Source organism: Massilia sp. UYP34, from assembly GCF_056279385.1.
Map to the genome: position 1 here is coordinate 178128 of NZ_JBWBRF010000006.1, position 15485 is coordinate 193612.

Annotated in this window: 16 protein-coding genes; 13 read left to right on the forward strand and 3 right to left on the reverse strand. The window is 64.6% G+C overall.

Annotated elements, in window-relative coordinates; genetic code table 11:
* Nucleotides 1-12: 12 nt before the first annotated feature.
* Both ACZ9AQ_RS12680 and ACZ9AQ_RS12685 read left to right on the forward strand, forming a co-directional pair.
* Nucleotides 13-942, forward strand: a complete 930-nt coding sequence (locus ACZ9AQ_RS12680) for an electron transfer flavoprotein subunit alpha/FixB family protein (protein ID WP_429205217.1) — start codon at nt 13-15, stop codon at nt 940-942.
* A gap of 261 nt (nt 943-1203) precedes the next feature.
* Nucleotides 1204-2994 carry an acyl-CoA dehydrogenase gene (locus ACZ9AQ_RS12685; protein WP_429205215.1) on the forward strand — a complete coding sequence of 597 codons (1791 nt, stop codon included), beginning with the start codon at nt 1204-1206 and terminating at the stop codon, nt 2992-2994.
* Nucleotide 2995: 1 nt separating this feature from the next.
* Here the strand turns inward: ACZ9AQ_RS12685 and ACZ9AQ_RS12690 are convergent, their stop codons facing one another.
* Nucleotides 2996-3409, reverse strand: coding sequence for an NINE protein (locus ACZ9AQ_RS12690; protein ID WP_429205214.1), 414 nt, complete (start codon nt 3407-3409; stop codon nt 2996-2998).
* Nucleotides 3410-3662: 253 nt separating this feature from the next.
* On the opposite strand from ACZ9AQ_RS12690, the gene rpsP reads away from it, so the two are divergent.
* The 11 genes from rpsP to ACZ9AQ_RS12745 all read left to right on the forward strand — a co-directional run bounded on the left by rpsP (nt 3663) and on the right by ACZ9AQ_RS12745 (nt 13365).
* On the forward strand, nt 3663-3911 hold the full coding sequence (gene rpsP, locus ACZ9AQ_RS12695; protein WP_123071958.1) for a 30S ribosomal protein S16: 249 nt from the start codon (nt 3663-3665) through the stop codon (nt 3909-3911).
* A gap of 50 nt (nt 3912-3961) precedes the next feature.
* Complete coding sequence (gene rimM / locus ACZ9AQ_RS12700; protein WP_429205296.1) at nt 3962-4492, forward strand: ribosome maturation factor RimM; 531 nt, start codon at nt 3962-3964, stop codon at nt 4490-4492.
* A gap of 27 nt (nt 4493-4519) precedes the next feature.
* A complete protein-coding gene (trmD, locus tag ACZ9AQ_RS12705; RefSeq protein WP_429205213.1) occupies nt 4520-5281 on the forward strand; it encodes a tRNA (guanosine(37)-N1)-methyltransferase TrmD in 762 nt (253 codons plus the stop codon).
* 113 nt (nt 5282-5394) lie between these two features.
* Nucleotides 5395-5781, forward strand: a complete 387-nt coding sequence (gene rplS / locus ACZ9AQ_RS12710; RefSeq protein ID WP_429205211.1) for a 50S ribosomal protein L19 — start codon at nt 5395-5397, stop codon at nt 5779-5781.
* 34 nt (nt 5782-5815) lie between these two features.
* A complete protein-coding gene (locus ACZ9AQ_RS12715; protein ID WP_429205209.1) occupies nt 5816-6526 on the forward strand; it encodes a CoA pyrophosphatase in 711 nt (236 codons plus the stop codon).
* Nucleotides 6527-6617: 91 nt separating this feature from the next.
* A complete protein-coding gene (locus tag ACZ9AQ_RS12720; protein WP_429205208.1) occupies nt 6618-7577 on the forward strand; it encodes a CobD/CbiB family protein in 960 nt (319 codons plus the stop codon).
* A gap of 200 nt (nt 7578-7777) precedes the next feature.
* The gene (locus tag ACZ9AQ_RS12725; RefSeq protein ID WP_429205206.1) at nt 7778-8131 is read left to right on the forward strand and encodes a DUF3579 domain-containing protein; all 354 of its coding nucleotides are present in this window, start codon (nt 7778-7780) and stop codon (nt 8129-8131) included.
* A 99-nt stretch (nt 8132-8230) separates the two neighbouring features.
* Entirely contained in the window at nt 8231-8680 is a 450-nt protein-coding gene (locus ACZ9AQ_RS12730; RefSeq protein WP_429205204.1) for a CBS domain-containing protein, read from the forward strand.
* A 117-nt stretch (nt 8681-8797) separates the two neighbouring features.
* Complete coding sequence (locus tag ACZ9AQ_RS12735) at nt 8798-11605, forward strand: M16 family metallopeptidase (RefSeq protein WP_429205202.1); 2808 nt, start codon at nt 8798-8800, stop codon at nt 11603-11605.
* Nucleotides 11606-11708: 103 nt separating this feature from the next.
* On the forward strand, nt 11709-12500 hold the full coding sequence (locus tag ACZ9AQ_RS12740) for an SDR family oxidoreductase (protein WP_429205201.1): 792 nt from the start codon (nt 11709-11711) through the stop codon (nt 12498-12500).
* A gap of 184 nt (nt 12501-12684) precedes the next feature.
* Nucleotides 12685-13365, forward strand: coding sequence for a choice-of-anchor E domain-containing protein (locus ACZ9AQ_RS12745; RefSeq protein ID WP_429205199.1), 681 nt, complete (start codon nt 12685-12687; stop codon nt 13363-13365).
* Nucleotides 13366-13464: 99 nt separating this feature from the next.
* Here ACZ9AQ_RS12745 and ACZ9AQ_RS12750 read toward each other — a convergent pair whose 3' ends face one another.
* Together ACZ9AQ_RS12750 and ACZ9AQ_RS12755 are read right to left on the reverse strand one after the other, a co-directional pair.
* A complete protein-coding gene (locus ACZ9AQ_RS12750) occupies nt 13465-14241 on the reverse strand; it encodes a GntR family transcriptional regulator (RefSeq protein ID WP_429205198.1) in 777 nt (258 codons plus the stop codon).
* A 64-nt stretch (nt 14242-14305) separates the two neighbouring features.
* Complete coding sequence (locus ACZ9AQ_RS12755) at nt 14306-15376, reverse strand: flavodoxin family protein (protein ID WP_429205196.1); 1071 nt, start codon at nt 15374-15376, stop codon at nt 14306-14308.
* Nucleotides 15377-15485: the final 109 nt, after the last annotated feature.

Below are 15485 nucleotides of genomic sequence, written 5' to 3' on the forward strand. Positions count from 1 at the left end.
ATAGGAATCAACATGGTCGCATTAGTCATTGCTGAACACGACAACGGCTCCCTCAAGGGCGCTACCCACCACACCGTGACCGCAGCCGCCCAGTGCGGTGGTGACGTTCACATCCTGGTCGCCGGCAGCAACTGCGGCGCCGCCGCCGAAGCCGCCGCGCAGATCGCCGGCGTCTCGAAAGTGCTGGTCGCCGACGCACCGCACTTCGCCGACGGCCTGGCCGAGAACGTGGCCGAGCAGATCCTGGCCGTGGCTGGCGAGTATTCGCACATCCTGGCCCCGGCCACCGCCTACGGCAAGAACATCCTGCCGCGCGTGGCCGCCAGGCTCGACGTGGCGCAGATCTCCGAGATCACCAAGGTCGATTCGCCCGACACCTTCGAGCGTCCGATCTACGCCGGCAACGCCATCGCCACCGTGCAGTCGAGCGACAAGGTCAAGGTCATCACCGTGCGCGGCACCGCCTTCGACGCGGCGGCCGGCGGCGGCTCGGCCGCGATCGAGAACGTGACGGCCGTCGCGGACGCGGGCACCTCGAGTTTTGTCGGCCGCGAGCTGGCCAAGTCGGACCGTCCCGAGCTGACCGCCGCCAAGGTGATCGTTTCGGGTGGCCGCGGCATCGGCTCGGCCGACAACTTCAAGATCCTGGAACCGCTGGCCGACAAGCTGGGCGCCGCCATGGGCGCCTCACGCGCCGCGGTCGATGCCGGCTTCGTGCCGAACGACTGGCAGGTGGGCCAGACCGGCAAGATCGTCGCCCCGACCCTGTACATCGCCGTGGGCATCTCGGGCGCGATCCAGCACCTGGCCGGCATGAAGGACTCGAAGACCATCGTCGCCATCAACAAGGATCCGGAAGCGCCGATCTTTTCGGTCGCCGACTACGGCCTGGTGGGCGACCTGTTCGAGGTCGTGCCGGAACTGGTCAAGGAACTGGGCTAATTCTGACTGGGGCAGAGCGTGCACACTTGCAGCGCCTGCTCCACCAACCTACCTTGGAACGTCGTTCCCGCGCAGGCGGGAACCCAAGTTTTCATGCGCTGCCTGAATGGCAAGCGTTCGTGGCTGCTCGACGAACTCAGGTTCCCGCCTGCGCGGGAACGACGGTTCGATGTGTGCAGCTGACGATTGAAGACGCGGGTTCTCTTCCTGCCGTGGGAACGGCGTTTTTTATTGGCAAACGAAATATTCTAGGAGACAAAGGTGAGCTATAAAGCCCCGCTGAAAGACATGCAGTTCGTCCTCAATGAACTGGCCAACCTCGCCGAGGTCAATGCGCTGCCCGGTTGCGAGGACGCGACCCCGGACACCGTGGAAGCGGTGCTGGAAGAAAACGCGAAATTCTGCGGTGAAGTGATCGCCCCGCTGAACCATGCCGGCGACAAGGAGCCGAGCTATTGGAAGGATGGCGAGGTCACCACGACCAGGGGCTTCAAGGAAGCCTTCCGCGCCTACGCCGACGCCGGCTGGCAGGGCGTGCAGCATCCCCAGGAATTCGGCGGCCAGGGGCTGCCCAAGCTGGTGGCCACGCCGTGCATGGAAATGCTGCATGGCGCCAACCTGGCGTTCGCGCTGGTCGCGCTGCTGTCGGACGGGGCGATCGAGGCGCTGCTCACCGCCGGCTCCGATGCGCAGAAGGCGCGCTTCCTGGAGCCGCTGATCTCGGGCCGCTGGACCGGCACCATGAACCTGACCGAGCCGCAGGCCGGCTCCGACCTGGCCGCCGTGCGCACCCGCGCCGAGCCGCAGGGCGACGGCACCTATAAACTCTTCGGCACCAAGATCTTCATCACCTATGGCGAGCACGACATGGCCGAGAACATCGTCCATCTGGTGCTGGCGCGCACGCCCGACGCGCCGCCGGGCGTGAAAGGCATCTCGCTGTTCATCGTGCCGAAATTCCTGATCAACGACAATGGTTCGCTGGGCGCGCGCAACGACGTGCACTGCGTCTCGATCGAGCACAAGCTGGGCATCAAGGCCAGCCCGACCGCCGTGCTGCAGTTCGGCGACGGCGGCGGCGCGATCGGCACCCTGGTGGGCGAAGAAAACCGCGGCCTCGAATACATGTTCATCATGATGAACGCGGCCCGCTTCGGCGTCGGCATGCAGGGCATCGGCCTTGCCGAGCACGCCTACCAGCAGGCGGTGGCGTTCGCGAAGGACCGCATCCAGTCGCGCGACGTGGCCGGATCAAACGGCCCGGTGGCCATCATCCACCACCCGGACGTGCGCCGCATGCTGATGTCGATGCGCGCCCAGGTCGAAGCGGCGCGCGCGCTGGCCTATGTCGGCGCCGGCATCTCGGACCTGGCCCACCATCATCCCGATGCGGCGACGCGCCAGGCCAATCTCGCCGTCTACGAATACCTGGTCCCGGTCATCAAGGGCTGGTCGACCGAGATGAGCGAGAACGTCGCGCGCGACGGCGTGCAGGTGCACGGCGGCATGGGCTTCATCGAAGAGACCGGCGCGGCCCAGCATTACCGCGACGCCAAGATCCTCACCATTTACGAGGGCACGACGGCGATCCAGGCCAACGACCTGGTGGGCCGCAAGACGGTGCGCGATGGCGGCGCGGTGGCCAGGTCGCTGGTCGCGCAGATCCGCGCGGTCGAGGCCCGGCTGGGCGAGGCGCAGGGAGAAGACTTTGCCGCGATCGCGCGCAGCCTGCGCGAAGGCGCGACCGCGCTGGAGCAGGCGGTCGATTACGTGGTCGCCAACGTCAAATCGGACGTGCGCGCGGTGTTCGCCGGCAGCGTGACTTACCTGAAGCTGGCCGGCATCGTGCTGGGCGGCTGGCAGATGGCGCGCGCGGCGCTGGTGGCGCAAGGCAAGCTCGATGCGGGCGAGGGCGACGCCGCCTTCTATCGCGCCAAGATCGCCACCGCGCGCTTCTTCGCCGACCACATCCTGTCGCAGGCGCCTGGCCTGTCTCATGCGATCGTCGGGGGCGCCGCCGGCGTGCTGGCGCTCGAGGTCGAGCAGTTCTAACTCAGCCGTAGGCCCCGCCGGTCAACAGCAGGTCGAACAGCCGCGCCATCGTGCCGATCAGCACGATGGCGCCGGTCATCATCGTGATCACCAGCAGCAGCGGCAAGGTCCAGTTCGAGCGCGACTGGCGGCCGCTGCCGGCGTTGTGTTTCGCATCCCATTTCTCGTCGGGCGTGAGGCCGATCGCCAGCGCCTCGATGAAGCCGGCGATGAACGACACCAGCAGCGGCAGGATCACGTAGAAGGGATGTGGCTTGACCGCGCCGTACAGGATGCCGGTGATCGGCAGCGCGCACAGGTGCAGCAACCCGAGCCGGTCGGCGCCGCCCTTCAGGTAAAAGCGGTGCGCCCCGAAGCCGCCCAGCAGCAGGGCGAGCAGGGTGGCGACGGTCTTGTTCTTGTGCGTAGCGGCCATGTCATCTTGTTCATTAGTTCGAGACAGCAAGAGTATGGTCGAGATTTGCACGAATGGCACGTTTCACGCGACAAGCTGCGGATTTGGGCGGATGGCCGGTGGCGGTGTGGTGAAAAATCGGCGATAATGGTTGATTGTGCTGGGACGACAGAAGGTGAAGTCGGCCCTGTTGTCATTAACGCTTGCTGCTGTTCGGTGTCGCGCGCTATAATCGTCGACTTTCTCCGTCCAGAACAACTTTTTCGGAAATATTATGGTCGTTATTCGTTTGGCTCGTGGTGGCGCTAAAAAGCGTCCGTTCTTCAACATCGTTGCAACCGACTCGCGTAACCGTCGCGATGGTCGTTTCATCGAGCGCATCGGTTTCTACAACCCGATGGCTTCGGGCGCCGAAGTCGGCCTGCGTATCGCTGCTGACCGTCTGGCTCACTGGCAAGGCGTTGGCGCACAACTGTCGCCAACCGTCGCTCGCCTGGTCGCCCAGCAAAAGCCAGCTGCTTAATCAGATAAGCAAGCAGGTTCGTAGTGAACGATTCAGCAGTGGCGAGCGGGGTGCACATCCCCGATGACCTGACTCCGGTCGGTTATGTTTCCGGTGCGTATGGCATTGTGGGCGGCATCCGTGTCTCCCCGCATTCGCCCGAGGCCGATGCGCTGCTGAGCGTGAAAACCTGGTGGCTCGACAAGCCGACCCTGCACGCCGTCACGGTACGGAGTGCAAAGCTGCACGGTGGCGATGTTGTCGCCACCCTGGTCGACATGCGTGACCGCGATGCGGCCGAGGCGCTCAAGGGCGCCACGGTGCAGGTCGCGCGCAGCGAGTTTCCAGCGCTCGAAGAGGGCGAGTATTACTGGTCCGACCTGATCGGCCTGGATGTGGTCAACCTGCAGGGTGAAGCCCTGGGCAAGGTGACCGACATGATGCACAACGGCGCGCAATCGATCTTGCGCATCACTCCGGTCGCTGATCCAGCTGCCGAAGGCAAGGCGCAAGAGCGCCTCGTGCCGTTCGTGGACCAGTTCGTCAAGACCGTCAGCCTCGAGCAACAACTGATTACCCTGGACTGGGGCCTCGATTTTTGAGCCCATCCGGTAGAGGAGCAAAGCGCGATGCAGTTTGACGTCGTCAGCTTGTTCCCTGAAATGTTCGCCGCATTGACGCAGTCGGGAGTCACCCGGCGCGCTTTCGAGCAGCGACGCTGGGGCCTGCAGATCTGGAATCCACGCGATTTCACGCAGGACCGCCACCGCACCGTGGACGATCGCCCGTATGGCGGCGGCCCCGGCATGGTGATGATGGCCAAGCCGCTCGAAGCGACCATCAATGCAGCAAAGCAAAGACAAATCGAGCTCGGCCTGCCAAGTCCGCGCGTGGTGTTCATGTCGCCGCAAGGCAAGCCACTGACCCACGAGCGCGCGATGGCGCTCAAGGACGAGCCCGGCCTGGTGATCCTGTGCGGCCGCTATGAAGCGGTAGACCAGCGCCTGCTGGACCGCTGTGTCGATGAGGAAATCTCTCTCGGCGACTTCGTGCTGTCGGGCGGTGAATTACCGGCCATGGCCTTGATGGATGCGGTGGTGCGCCTGATTCCCGGCGTGCTGGGCGACGATGCCTCGGCGGTCGAAGACAGCTTCGTCAACGGCCTGCTCGATTCGCCGCATTACACGCGGCCGGAAGTGTATGAAGATATGCCGGTGCCGCCGGTCCTGATGGGCGGCAACCACGCCGAGATCGTCAAGTGGCGCCGCCAGCGCATGCTGGAAGCGACCGCGTCGAAGCGGCCCGATCTGCTGGACAAGGCGCGCGCCGCCGGCCAGCTGAGCAAGAAAGACGAACAGTTCCTGGCAGGGTTGGAAAATCCTGCAGTGTAAGAATATGTGCCGGCAACATGGCATATGCAACGGCGGACGCGTTGTCCGTCGTTCAACCCCATCCTCTACTGGGCGAAGGTAGTGCCAGCAAGATGGTTTTTGGAGTCATAAAAATGAATCTGATTCAACAACTCGAGCAAGAAGAAATCGCGCGCCTCGGCCGTGAGATCCCTGATTTCGCACCTGGCGACACCGTTATCGTCAACGTCAACGTCGTCGAAGGCAGCCGCAAGCGCGCTCAGGCATACGAAGGCGTCGTGATTTCGCGTCGTAACCGTGGCCTGAACTCGAACTTCATCGTTCGCAAGATCTCGTCCGGTGAAGGCGTCGAGCGTACGTTCCAGCTGTACTCGCCGCTGATCGCTTCGATCGAAGTGAAGCGTCGTGGTGACGTCCGTCGTGCGAAGCTGTACTACCTGCGTGAGCGTTCGGGCAAATCGGCGCGTATCAAAGAAAAACTGCCACAGCGTCGCGTCAAGACCGTCGCTGCTGCTGAGTAATAGCATTCTTGCTCAGAAAAAGGCATCCGCGAGGATGCCTTTTTCTATTCCGGCGGAATATTGCAAAGGATTCAGTTTGCCCAAATTCGTTTTCGACCCGACCCAGTTGCCGGTTACTGGCCTGGCCGGTGAAGCGCCGGTGGCGCCCGAGCGCCTGATCCCGGCCGCGTTGCGCGCACGCTTTGCGCAAACGCTGCCATGGGAAGAGGAAGTGTCGGACGAGGGCCGCGGCATGACGGGCGCCACGCTGCGCCGTGCATCCGTGCTGGTGCCGCTGGTGGCGCGCCCCGAGGGGGTGACCGTGCTGCTGACGCTACGGACCGACCATTTGTCCAGCCATGCCGGCCAGATCAGTTTTCCCGGTGGCCGGGCCGAAGAACTCGATTCGTCGCCGATCGAGACGGCGCTGCGCGAAACCGAGGAAGAGGTCGGCCTGCACCGCCGTCATATCGAGATCATCGGTGTGCTGCCCGATTACACCACCGTCAGCGCCTATCGCGTGACGCCGGTGGTGGCCCTGGTCCAGCCGCCATTCGAACTGCAGCCCGATCCGGGTGAGGTGGCCGAAGCGTTCGAAGTGCCGCTCGGCTTCCTGATGGATGGCCTGAACCACCAGCGCCGGGTATTCGAACTGCCGCAAGGAGCGGGGAGGCGCGCCTTCTACACGATGCCGTATGAGCAATACTTCATCTGGGGCGCCACGGCCGCCATGCTGCGCAACCTCTTTCATTTCCTGCGCGCGTAAAGCCCGAGGACCGGTCCCGATTTGATTCTGGCAGGCTTCTCCGTTATCGTAACGGGGCAGTTGGTTTGCCATAACAAAAAAGGGTTCCTGAATGACATTCTTTTCCATCCTGTGCGCACTGCTCATCGAGCAACTAAAACCGCTGCGCGCCGATAACCAGGTGTATCGCGGCGTCAAGTCGCTCGCCGTGCGTATCGAGACCTGGTTCAACGCCGGTGAGCAAAAGAATGGGCGCATGGGCTGGTTCCTGATGATGACCGCGCTGATGCTGCCGACCTGGCTCGTCTACTGGTTCTTCATGCACTACAACCTGGTGTTCCTGGCCTTTGCGTGGAATGTCCTGATCGTCTACCTGACCCTCGGTTTCCGTCACTACAGCCATTACTTCACCTCGATCCAGTTCGCGCTGAGCTCCGGGGATGAGCCGCGGGCACGCGCCCTCCTGGCCGAATGGACGCGGCTGGACACCGTCGGGATGGACGCCACCGAAATCACCCGCATCGCGGTCGAGAAGGCCTTGATCACGACCCATCGCAACGTGTTCGGCGTGTTCTTCTGGTTCCTGATGCCGCTGGGGCCGGCGGGCGCCGTGATGTACCGCGTGTCCGAATACCTGTCGCGCGCCTGGAACGAACCCGACCACATGCGCAACGAAGCCTTCGGCCAGTTCGCCGCCAGGGCGTTCTACTGGATCGACTGGGTGCCGGTGCGGCTGACGGCGGTGGCCTTTGCCGTGGTCGGCAATTTCGAGGACGCCATCTATGCCTGGCGCAACTTCGCCAACCGCTGGGCCGACGAGGCGCGCGGCATCATCCTCTCGGCCGGCGGCGGGGCGATGGGCGTGCGCCTCGGCACACCGGTCGAAAATGCGCCACAATGGCTGCCGGCGGACGCCGCCACGGTGGACTTGAGCGAAAGCGACGTGGACGTCATGCCGGGCGAGGAGCCGAACGTCCGCGCCCTGCAGAGCACGGTCGGACTGGTGTGGCGCGCCCTGATCTTGTGGATGATCCTGCTGCTCTTGACGTCGAGCGTGGCCTGGCTGCGCTGAGGCGGCCGGCCATGCGGGCAGTGTGGCGCGCATGGCCTCGTCCTCAAGTCTTCTATAAGATATAATACTGCCTGAACCTGGTGTCCTGAATTGAAGATTCGTTCAACGAACGTCCAATTCAGGACCCTGGCAAAGCCGTATTGCACTGAGCTGAATTTGCTCTCACCCACGCAGTATTTCCTGTCTGAGCCCGTAGGACTATGACCGACCAAGCGCCACCCAAGGACGCAGAACTCACTGGCGAGTTTTTTATCTTGGGCATCACGAACAACGGCAAGACGTTCCGGCCCAGCGACTGGGCCGAGCGGCTGTGCGGCGTCATGTCCTGCTATTGCCCCGGCGCCGGCGGTCCCAACGCCCACCTGAAGTTTTCCCCCTACGTCTACCCGACCGTGGTCAACGGCACCAAGGCCGTCGTGGTCAACCGCACCCTGCAAAAGATCGAGCCGCTGGCCTACCACTTCGTCGTCAGTTTCGCCAAGGACAACGATATGCAGGTGGTCGACGCCTGTTTCGTGCCCCTGCCGGGCGAAAAGAAGCCGGGCGGCGCCTGAGCCTTGCCGCAAGCTTGCCGACACTGGCGCTTTGATCGAAATCAAAGCGCCAGTTTTGTTTCCGGCCACTATCCTCAAGCGACAACGAGGAGGGGCATCATGCGCATCGGCGAAATCTGTACCACCGACACCATTTCCTGCACGCGCGACGAGACCGTCCAGGGCGTCGCCATGCTCATGCGGCGCCACCACGTCGGCGACCTGGTCGTGATCGATACCGACGGCGGCGGAAACGTCCCGGTCGGCATCCTGACCGACCGCGACATCGTGCTGGCCGTGATCGCTCCCGGCCTCGATCCGGCCAGCCTGCTGGCCGGCGACATCATGAGCGACGACCTGCTCACCGCCGGCGAGGCCGACGACGTCTACGAAACCATCGAGCACATGCGCCTGCGCGGCATCCGCCGGGTGCCGGTGGTGGACGCCCAGGGCAACCTGAGCGGCATCGTCAGCGCCGACGACCTGCTCGAATTCCTGGCCGAGGAAATGAGCGAGCTGTCGCGCATCGGCTCCTGGCAGCAATCGCACGAGCGCCGCGTACGCCAATAGCTGCCTGTCGGCAAGCCCTGTCAACTGGGAAGGTGCCAGGCCACAGAAAAGGCGTCCCTCTGCTACCATCCTGGGGCAGGCGGGACGGCTGGCGTCCCGCCGAGTAGACGGGATACCATGGATTCGAGATTTCAGCTGCGCGGGATGGCCGCGCATGTAGCAGCGGGCTGCCTGGCCCTGCTCATGTTCGTACCGGCATCCGCCGCCACGCCTGCCACGCTACCCGCCACAGCGCCCGCCGCCAAGCCCGCGTCCGGCGCGCCCCTGCCCAAGGGCGTCACGCTCGGCCCCTCGGTCGAAGGCATCACCGAATACCGCCTGGCCAACGGCCTCAAGGTGCTGCTGTTCCCGGACGCCTCGCGCCCGACCGTGACCGTGAACGTTACCTACCTGGTGGGCTCGCGCCACGAGAACTACGGCGAGACCGGCATGGCCCACCTGCTCGAGCACCTGCTGTTCAAGGGCGCGAAGAACAACCGCGACATCACCAGGCAGTTCTCCGAGCGCGGCATGCAGTTCAACGGCACCACCTCGCTCGACCGCACCAATTACTACGAGGTGTTCCAGGCGTCAAAGGAAAACCTGGACTGGGCCTTGCAGATGGAAGCCGACCGCATGGTCAATTCCTTCGTATCAAGCAAGGATCTCGCGTCCGAGATGACCGTGGTGCGCAACGAGTACGAAGCCGGCGAGAACGAGCCCGGCAACGTGCTGTTCAAGCGCATGCAGAGCGTCGCCTACGACTGGCACAGCTATGGCCGCTCGACCATCGGCAACCGCAGCGACATCGAGAACGTGCGCATCGAGAACCTGCAGAATTTCTATCGCACCTATTACCAGCCCGACAATGCGGTGCTGCTGGTGGCCGGCCAGTTCGACGAGCGCGCCACCCTGGCCAGGATCAACCGCCTGTTCGGTGCGATCCCGAAACCGACGCGCAGCTTGCCGGCGTTCTGGACGGTGGAGCCGACCCAGGACGGCGAGCGCAGCTTCGCCGTGCGGCGCCAGGGCGACATGCAGTTCGTGGCGGTCGGCTACAAGATCCCGTCCGACCTGCATCCCGAGGCCGAGGCACTCGGCTTCGCTTCGGAGATCATGGGCGACGCGCCGAACGGCCGCCTGCACAAGCTGCTGGTCGAGACCGGTAAGGCGAGCCAGGTGTTCAGCTTCGGCCAGACCGGCTACGCGCCGGGCCTGCAATTCTTCGGCGCCGTCGTCAAGCTGGGCGAGCCGATCGAGCCGGTGCGCGAGGCGCTGATCCAGGCGGTCGAGGAACTGGCCGCCAAGCCGCCCACCGCCGAGGAACTGGAACGGGTGCGCCGCGCGTGGCTGAACACGATCGAGCGCAGCCTGAACAATCCGCAGGCGGTGGGCGTGGCCCTGTCCGAACCGATCGCCCTGGGCGACTGGCGCATGTATTTCGTGGGCCGCGAGCGCGTGCAAAAGATGTCGGCCGAACAGGTTGCCGCCAGCGCCGGACGTTATTACCTGCGCACCAACCGCACGGTCGGCACCTTCATCCCCGAAGAAGCGTCGAAGCGCGCCGAACTGCCGCCGACGCCCACGGTGCTCGAAGCGCTGAAGGACTTCAAGCCGGCCGCCTCGAACCTGGTGGCGGAGAATTTCGATCCGAGCCAGCAGAACATCATGAAGCGCACCACCTTGACGACCGCCGGCGGCGTCAAGCTGGCCCTGCTGCCGAAAAAGAACCGCGGCGAGACCGTGACGGTCGACCTGCGCCAGCACTTCGGCGACGAGAAAAGCCTGTTCGGCAAAGGCACGACCCAGGCCCTCACGAACCTGATGCTGATGCGCGGCACCACCCGCTACACGCGCGCCGAACTGGCCGACGCCTTCGACAAGCTCAAGATCGCCGGCGGCCCCGCCCATTTCCAGACCACGCGCGAACACCTGCCCGAGGCGCTCAAGCTGGTGGCCCACGTGCTCAAGGAGCCGGCATTCCCTGAATCCGAATTCGAGCAATTGCGCCAGCAACTGATCGTCGGCATCGAAGCAGGGCGCAACGAGCCGCAAAGCGCGGCCGTGCGCGCCATGGCCCAGCACTTCAACCGCTATCCGCGCGGCGACATCCGTTATTCGCCGAGCCTGGAAGAACAGCTCGAAGAAGCCAGGGCGGCGCGTCTGGAGGACGTCAAGGCCTTCCACGCGGGGTTCTACGGCGCCAATCCGGCCGAGATGGCCATCGTGGGCGACTTCGATCCGAAGGAAATCACGCCGCTGGTCAATACCCTGTTCGGCGCCTGGCGCGCACCGCAGCCGCACGCGCCGGTGCTGGTCGCGCATGCCGACGTGGCCCCGGTGGCGCGCACGCTGGATACCCCGGACAAGGAAAACGGCTTTTACATCGCGCGATTGAACCTGGATCTGAACGTCGACGATGCGGACTATCCCGCCTTGCTGCTCGCCAACTACATCTTCGGCGACGGCGGTCTCAAGTCGCGCCTGATGGACCGCATCCGCCAGCAGGATGGCCTGTCGTATGGCGGCGGCTCGGACGTGTCGCCGGGCACCCTGGACCGCGCGGGCAGCTTCACGATCAATGCGATCGCGGCGCCGCAGAACCTGGCCAGGCTCGATGCGGCGGTGCGCGCCGAGCTGGCGCGCGCGCTCGAGAAGGGCTTCACTGCCGAAGAACTGGCCGGCGCCAAGTCGGGGCTGATGCAGCAGCGCCTGCAGGCGCGTTCGAACGACGGCGCGCTGGCGTCTGGCTGGACCTCGTTCCTGTATCGCGGCAAGACCTTCGAGGCATCGGCCGAGCTCGAACGCAAGATGCAGGCGGTGACGCTGCCCCAGTTGAATGCGGCGTTTCGCAAGGCGATCGATCCGGGTAAACTAGCGGTATTCATGGCGGGCGACCACGCCAAGGCGGGCGGCAAGGCGAAACCGATAGTCACTATGCCGTAAGTACAACAGTTTCCCAACAAAAACTCTTTGGATTGTGACAATACACGAAGCCATGCGTTAAAATGTTTCTTTTCGGAAGCAAAAGTTTCATCCAGGGAGCATCATGAAGGCCATCAACAAGCAGCAGCCGGCGAGCGGTTTATCGTTCACCGGCAAGGTCGTTTTGGTCACCGGGGCCGCCAGTGGAATCGGTCGCGCCATTGCCCTGGCGTTCGGCCGCGCCGGCGCCTGTGTGGTGGTGGCCGACGTCGCGATCGACGGTGGACACGCCACCGCGGCGATGATCGTCGAAAACGGCGGCAAGGCGCTGTTCGTGCAAAGCAACGTCACCCGTGCCGGCGATGTAGAAGCCCTGGTCGACAAGACCATCAATTACTACGGCCGCCTCGACTTCGCGATCAACAATGCCGCGGTAGAGGAAGAACGCCAGCCGCTGGCCGAGGCCGACGACGAGCAGTTCGACCGCATCATGAACGTCAACGTCAAGGGCGTCTGGCTGTGCATGAAATACCAGCTGCGCCAGATGCTCAAGCAGGGACACGGCGCGATCGTCAACATGGCCGGCGTCGCCGGCCTGGTCGGCAGCCCGAACCATGCGATCTATGGCGCCAGCAAGCACGCGGTGGTCGGCCTGACCAAGAGCGCCGCCGCCGAATATGCGCGCGAGGGAATCCGCGTCAACGTGCTGTGCCCGGCTGCGGTCAAGACGCCGATGCTCGCGCGCGCGTTCGAGCGCGATCCGGGCATCGAGAAAAAGCTCAAGGCGGCGCATCCGATGGGGCGCTTCGCCGAGGCGGGCGAGGTGGCGCAGGCCGCCCTGTGGCTGTGCTCGGACATGGCGTCGTACGTCAATGGTCATGAGATGGTGGTCGACGGCGGATTCACCGCGGTCTGATCCGGTGCGCTGGCCCCTGGCCGGTGATGGCGTGTCGGAGGTTTTTACACAGGGCGCCCGTCAGCAATGCTTGAACGCGGTAAGTTGTTGATTGCAATCAAGTATTTAATTTCGGCACGAATTATGCTTGTCTGATGGCCGATGCTGTATGTACGCAGCGTCTAACCCCACCAGTGAGACTAATTTGAAAAAGACTTTCGCCGCCCTGGCCCTTGCCGCTGTCCTGCTTCCCGTCGCGGGCGCCCAGGCCGCCGTGATCAGCTTCAGCAACAGTATCGGAATGACCGAAACGGACTGGTCCGAGGCACTGCGTTTCAGCAAGTTCAACACGAAGCTTGGCGCCCTCAATGCGATCACGTTCGACCTGAACGGCCTGGTCAGCGGCGCCGGTTTCGCCGAAAATCGCGGCAGCAGTGCGGCGAACGTCACCCTGACCCTGAGTTCGACCATGACGCTGACCCGCCCGGACGGCAGCACGCTGGGTGTGGCGAACCCGGTATTCAACCAGGTTTACCGCCTCGCGCGCTACGACCGTGTTGTCGACTACGGCGGCACCTCCGGTATCCACACCGGTACGATCGAGGCGAGCAGTGCCGCATCGTTCCTGAGCAGTAGCGCCAGCGATATCGCCCTGTTCTCGGGTAACGGTTTCATCGAGCTTGGCCTGAGCGCGCTGGGCACCTCGTTCGCGCAAGGGCCTGGCAACGTGATCACCGGATTCGACACGCTCGCTTCCGGCGCGGTGCAGGTCACGTATGACTACACGCCATTTGCCGAAATCCCGGAACCGGCCACCCTGGCGACCATGCTCGCCGGCTTCGGCCTGATGGGCGCCGTGCGCCGCCGCAAGGCAAAGCGGGCCTGAGCCGCAGACGGCGGCGCTGCCTGCCGATCGAACGGCGCAAGGACAGCCTTGCGCCGTTCGATGAAGGATTGTCGACCTCCGTCGAACACCCCACATCGTTCACATCGACGTCGGGCTCGGGCTCGCGTTGAGCTCGGCCACGAAATCATACGTATCGCCACGGAAATAAGAACGGCAGAACTCCACCGCACGCCCGTCGCGCAGGAACCCCAGGCGTTCCACGCACAGGCCGGCGTCGCCCTCGCGCGCATCGAGCAGGCGCGCCTGCTCGGCACCCAGCAGCAGGGCCGACAGGCGCTGCAGCGCGCGCACCGGACGGTTGCCGGCCGCCTCGAGCGCCTCGTACATCGAGTCGCCCACCGCGTCGAGCGAAGGCAGGGCAAAGGCGGCGATGGTCGCGTACTCCAGGCACATCGGCGCATCGTCGGCGTAGCGCAGGCGGTGGAAGCGGTACACCGGCGTGCCCGGAGAAAGCCGCAGGCGCAGCGCTTCCTCGGGCGTGACCAGGCCTTCCGAACGCTTGAGCCAGCTGCTTCTCGGCACCCGTCCACGGGCGCGCATGTCTTCGGAGAACGAACTGAGCTTGGCGAAATTCTTTTCGATGCGCGTGTTGAGAAAATTGCCGGAGCCGGCGCGCCGCACCAGCAGGCCGTCCTCGACCAGGCTGTCGATCGCCTTGCGCACCGTGATGCGCGAGATGCCCAGTTCCAGCGCCAGCTGGCGCTCGGCGGGCAGGGCGCTCGAGGGGCCGTAGATGCCGTGGTCGATCGCCTGGCGCAGCGCGCGCTGCAATTGCTGGTAGAGCGGCAGCTTGCCGGCGCCGGCGGCGAGGCCGGCCTTGGCGGCGTCGTGCATCAGTTGGACGAGGGGATTCATGCGGCTGGCAGGGTGGACGGACAGGCAATGATACCGCAGCACGTCCGCCCGGTCAGTCGCCGGATCACTTCGGGCGTGGATCCTTCAAGGGCTGGCTGACCACGGCGACCCGCCCCGCGCGCACCTCGCGCACGGCGGTGGCCACCGCGCGCGCCACGTTGCGCGTCTCTTCCTGCACCGCGGCGTCGCGGTCGAACGTCTCGTGGCTGTCGGCATACGATTCGTAATAGCCGATGTAGCGGTCGAGCTGGCCGAAGCTGCCCGAGTTGATCAAGCCCATCCACTCGAGCCAGTCCGACAGCGAGCGCCGCGTGCCCTCGATGCCGGCCACGTCGCCGTGCACCAGCAGGCCAAAGGCGCGGCCGGCCAGGTGTTTCGGATAATCCCAGCCGTCACGCTCGATCTGCTTGGCTTCCTCGGCGTGCTTGCCGTGGGTCGAGGTCGGGTCGGGATTGCCGCCGTCGGCGCACACCAGGCGGTCGATCATCAGTTTCAGCACCGCAGGGGTCTGGTACCAGTAGACCGGGGTGATGATGATGACGCCATGGGCCAGCACCCAGCGCTCGTAGATCTCGTTCATCCAGTCGCCCACCTGGCGCTCGGCGTGGTTCGGGTAGCAGCTGCACGGCCAGTGGCACAGCGGCATCGCGGTCGACACGCAGCCCTTGCAGGGGTGGATGTGGCGGTCGTAGTCCGAATTGAGCAGGGAGAGGTCGAGCACGTCGGCCTCGAAACCCTGTTCCATCAAGACCTCTTTCGCCATCTGCGTCATGCGCCAGCTCTTCGAGATTTCGCCGGGACAGGTGCCGTCGTTGCGGGCCGAGGCGTTGATGAGGAGAATGCGGTTGCGCGACGCGGGGTCCTTCTGGCGCTGCTCGGCGCCGATCAGCCGGTCGCGCGCCTCCTTCCATTCGACCGACAGATCGTAGCCGGGATCGAGGAATCCGGGGCCGGCCTTGACCGTGTGCGGGGCCTTGCGGCCTTCGTGGTACGCATCCCAGGCCACGTCCTCGATCGCCGCCAGCTCGCGGTCGAGCGCTTCGTAGCCGGGGTCCTGGAACGCCCTGCGAAAGCGCAGGTGGAATTCGTCGCGTCCCAGCTTGGCGGGCGCCTGGCCCTTGCGTACCGTCGTCATGCCGTCTCCGATGTAAATAAGATAATTATCGGACCGGCAGGCGCGACGTCAATGTTCGGGGCCGCACGTTGGGCGGGCGAAATCCGGGTCATCCGGCGCCGGCGTGAAC